The sequence below is a fragment of the Peptostreptococcus sp. MV1 genome (assembly GCF_000758885.1).
Lineage (GTDB): Bacteria > Bacillota > Clostridia > Peptostreptococcales > Peptostreptococcaceae > Peptostreptococcus.
Genome location: NZ_JRNB01000088.1, coordinates 1 through 4,286, shown reverse-complemented (window position 1 = coordinate 4,286; position 4,286 = coordinate 1). Strand labels below are relative to the sequence as shown.

Genomic DNA, 4,286 nt, shown 5'->3' with positions numbered 1-4,286 from the left:
CTTCCATCTTTTTTTAATGTGATACTATAAGCTTTAATCAGCCTGTAAAAGGATACCAACCAAACTTACCACAACTGGTACAATGTACGATGATACTTTATCCAATACGCTTTCTAATTTTTTGATTGTAGTTGTCCCTTGCAATTTGTTATAACCAAAATAGAGCAGGATAAGTGGGAGCATATACATAAAGTTATAAATCAACATAAATAGCAGCGCCAATGGAAATATCAAATGATAACTTGTCAATAGTGCTAAAAAGCCAAAATACGGAAATGCGCTCGTCAATTCTACCATACAAAAAGCTGCTCCCATGATAAACAACGATACCGGGGAAAGCTGGGCAGGGGCTTTGACATTTTCGGTTTCCTCACATCCATTATTGTTTTTTTCAGCGTTGCTTTGTCTTGTCTTGATGATAAGCCGGATTCCAGCCCCCAAAAGGACGATACCGCCTATTGCCGCCGCCCCATACACATACAGCGGATACGCATTGACGATTTTCGTAAGAAATTTTGATACCCATGTAGCAATTCCGTAGTAAATGGCAAGGCCCATTATCAAATTTGCTGTTCCAATGCCACAAATAAAAAACCAAATATGGCGCTTCTTTTTTACCATAGCTTGAAGCAACATCTGCTGTGCAATAGCAGATGGATTCAAACTGTCAAAAAAACTTGCTGTTAATGTAGTACCTAATAAAAACCACATATTCTTTCACTCCTTAAATACAAATAGGCCTGCGTTTTGTGTAACGCAGGCCTACTACACAATATCTATGCCCCGGCGGGCTGATAATAACATTTGATTGCTTATTTATGCTGTCTAACTAACTCAATCGCTTCTTTTCCAGTTATATGTTCAGGGGTCATTTCCAACACACATAACGGATTCCATTCCCTTTCAATCGCTTTGTTACGATTTTCTTCTGTATCATCAGGCGCATATTTAACTGCCAATTTTTCAATGGCTTCTCTTTTTTCTGCTTCATCGTGAAGAATGCGAATCGTTCCAAAAACAATGACACTTCTAAAATAAGTTGTGTATTCATCCGGTACTATTTGGTCTTTGTCAATTACGCAAAAAGAGGCTTTCGGATTTTTGACAATAGAGTCTAATTTGTGTCCGGCTTTGGCACCATGGAAATAAATTTTATGCCCATCATATACATAGCTAAGCGGAACCGCATAGGGATAATCATCATCACCTGATACAGCTAAAACTCCAGATGTTCCCTGATACAATACTTTTTGGGTATCTTCTTTTGAAAGAAGTTGCCTTTTCAGGCGCATTTCTCTAAACATAACAAATCCTCCCTGTGTATTTACTCTGACAAAACAGAGTTGCTTATGATTCTCTCTTAGTATAACATCCTATCCCCCAAAAGTCAATCATGTTTCGGTTCGTCTTGCTCCAACTCAATCACATCCAAAATTCCACAATTCAGGGCTTCGCAGATACGAACCAGCGTTTCCATGCTGATGTTTTTGCCTTTACCCATGTTGGCAATCATATTTGTGGTAAGACCGGCGGCAATCCGCAAGTCCTCTTTCCTCATATTGCGCTCAACCAGCGTATGCCAGAGAGGTTTATAGCTTATGTGCATTTATCCTCCTGCCTTTCTCCCGGTTACGGGGTTCCTGCTCCTATTATATCAAAGTTCTTGCTATTCCACAAACATTTCTTGACACAACCGCCGGTTCCGTCTGGATTGTGCTTTTCCTTTCTTTTCTTGATTACATCTACTTAGCCATAAGCTGCTTAATGCCTTGAGATTTAGCACCAGGGTTGTCATCCCCATAACCTTCCATCAGGTTGATAACACCCCATGCTCCAAGCCCTGCACCAATTGCTGTAACTAATATTTTTAATACATTTACTGCTTGTGTAAAAAATTCCATTTATATTTCCTCCTCTTTTTCTTCTTTTTTAATTTTATTTATGTGCTTTACGATAAAATTTTTAAATGTCTTGTCTTCTTTTTTTGTTTCCTTAAAATATCCAAAAATATGGATGTATTCTCCACTTTTAAATTCCTTCACACTTTTTGCCTTTTCTCCGTAGAGATTACAGTAGATATATTCTTTCTTAACCTTTCCTTCTTCTTTGTTCTTTCTAACTATTGTGAAGTTAGCTACTTCTTTTTCTCCTTCCTTTGTATCTATTGCAGTTGTTTTTATTTCTCCTACTAGATTTCCATTAATATTTAGCATTTCTCTTTCCATTTGTTCTATCTCCTTTATTCCATAAAAAAAGCGATAGTTTTCTCTATCGCTTCTACTTCTAATTAATTAATATTTCATTTTTCTCTGTATCTTATTTTTTCGGCTCATCTCGTATATATTTCATTCTTCCTCCTTTGGGCATAAAAAAACACCGAAATGTTTTTTTCGGTGTAAATTTCTCTATTTAATTTTATGGTTTTAGTAATTCTTTCCAGTTTTCTATAAAGCCAACATGTCTTAATTCAATATTTTCATATCTTGCTATTAGTGCTATTAGATCATGATAAAAATTTTTGTAATTTTCTTCTTCAGAAACTATTTTAAGATTAACTAATGTAGCAAATATTGTATTGTTTGAAATATTATTTTTTAAATATTCTTTATATAGCTTTGGTGATTTTGTAAGCTTTGCTCCATATAGCCTGCCATAATGGGCACATATATTTCTTATATAGGCAAAATTTTCTATCCAAGATTCAAAGTAATGGTAGTCTGTATGAAAGACTTTTGCAATTTTACTTTTATCTTCATTTTTCATATTCTTATACATTTTAGATAAAGTTCCAAAACTTGCTACTTCTATCACTGCATAGAGTGGAATTTCTCCACCTTCATAATTGTCTTTAAAGTTTTTTATAAATGGTGAGCGTCTATTTCTTTTAACTTCCCTTGCTAATTCTTCTAGTACCCTTTCTTGTTCCTTTTGTTTCTCAAAATTATTCATATCTTTATATGAAAAGTTCCCATATCTTAAAGAAAAATAGTTTGTGATAACTGCTCTTAAAGAAACTTCAATATGCTCTATTGTTTCAAATATAAGCTGTCTAAGTTCTCTATCAAATTTATATAAACTTACAATATCTTCAAAACTTATTCCTGATATATATCTTCCATCTTTTTTTAATGTGATACTATAAGCTTTAATCAGCCTGTAAAAGGATATTCTTCCAAGAATTTTCTTAGCATAAGTTTTATCTTCTACTAAAAGTCCTAAGTCTATTAAGTTTTTTACTTGATTTTCTATACTAATCGGTTCTTGATGAATTTTTTTCATTTTTTCTCCTAAAATCAAATGACCCGACTTGGTCCGCATTGTTAAGAGGCGTGTCGGGTACTGTTGACATTATTATATGTTATAAAATATTTTTTGTCAAGTATTTTCTTTTAATCTTTCCTAAATATCTATCTTACTTCTTATTTAATTTTAAATTTATTCATCTAATATTTCAACTACCATACTCTCTTTTAACTTAACCTCATCTTTTCTATGCAGGTATTTCTCTATGTCAAATATATTTCTCTTATCATAATCTTCCAATAACTTGTAATTCTTATGCTTTGTAATATCAAATTTATAAGATAAGAAAGGTCTTACTCCTCTTAGCTGGTATATACACTTACCACCGTCCATTACAGTTATTTCATCTTGACTCATAAGTTCCTTACCGGTTTTTTGATAATTTAAACCAAAGCTCTTTTGATTTGATCTTGTTTCTGATGTGTTATATAGGTCTATTGTTTCTTTGCCTAGGCTTTCAGATAATTCTTTTAATGTTGTTCTTTCTTTGCCTCCTAAAAATAATGTAGAATCACAATTGCCAACTATGGTATCTGCATTATCTTTATAGATACTTTTTAGTTGTGATTGTGCTTGTAATATTATACAAGCTGATATTTCTCTACTTCTAATAGTTGCTATCAGCTTTTCAAATTTAGGAATTAAGCCGATATTTGCGAATTCATCAAGTAGGCATCTCACATGAACAGGAAGTCTTCCGCCATATTCATCATCTGCTTTATCACATAATAGATTAAATAATTGTGAGTACATTATTGATACTACAAAGTTAAATGTATCATCTGTATCCGATATTATTACGAATAAAGCTGTTTTCTTTTCTCCAAGTGTATCAAGCTCAAGTTCATCTTCTTTCATAAGATCCCTTAGTTCTTCGATATCAAATGGAGCAAGCCTTGCTCCACAGGATATAAGGATTGATTTGGCAGTTTTTCCTGTAACAACTTGTCAAGGACTTTCTAATCATTTTTATCGACTTTTTG

The 4,286-nt window shown here is 33.3% G+C and carries 5 protein-coding genes and 2 pseudogenes; all 7 read right to left on the bottom strand.

Annotated elements, in window-relative coordinates:
- Positions 1-33: 33 nt before the first annotated feature.
- Positions 34-711: a GAP family protein gene (locus HMPREF1639_RS06665; protein WP_036764683.1), complete on the bottom strand. Its 678-nt coding sequence runs from the start codon at positions 709-711 to the stop codon at positions 34-36.
- Positions 712-812: 101 nt separating this feature from the next.
- Positions 813-1,304, bottom strand: a complete 492-nt coding sequence (locus tag HMPREF1639_RS06660; protein WP_036764681.1) for a pyridoxamine 5'-phosphate oxidase family protein — start codon at positions 1,302-1,304, stop codon at positions 813-815.
- A gap of 83 nt (positions 1,305-1,387) precedes the next feature.
- Entirely contained in the window at positions 1,388-1,606 is a 219-nt protein-coding gene (locus HMPREF1639_RS06655; protein WP_036764678.1) for a helix-turn-helix domain-containing protein, read from the bottom strand.
- Between the two features lie 142 nt (positions 1,607-1,748).
- Positions 1,749-1,901, bottom strand: a pseudogene (locus HMPREF1639_RS06650) (Maff2 family mobile element protein); the annotation flags it as partial.
- On the bottom strand, positions 1,902-2,225 hold the full coding sequence (locus HMPREF1639_RS06645) for a single-stranded DNA-binding protein (protein WP_002842079.1): 324 nt from the start codon (positions 2,223-2,225) through the stop codon (positions 1,902-1,904).
- 190 nt (positions 2,226-2,415) lie between these two features.
- Positions 2,416-3,279: an Abi family protein gene (locus HMPREF1639_RS06640; protein WP_036764676.1), complete on the bottom strand. Its 864-nt coding sequence runs from the start codon at positions 3,277-3,279 to the stop codon at positions 2,416-2,418.
- Between the two features lie 156 nt (positions 3,280-3,435).
- A pseudogene (locus HMPREF1639_RS06635) lies at positions 3,436-4,251 on the bottom strand (VirD4-like conjugal transfer protein, CD1115 family); the annotation flags it as partial.
- Between the last annotated feature and the right edge of the window lie 35 nt (positions 4,252-4,286).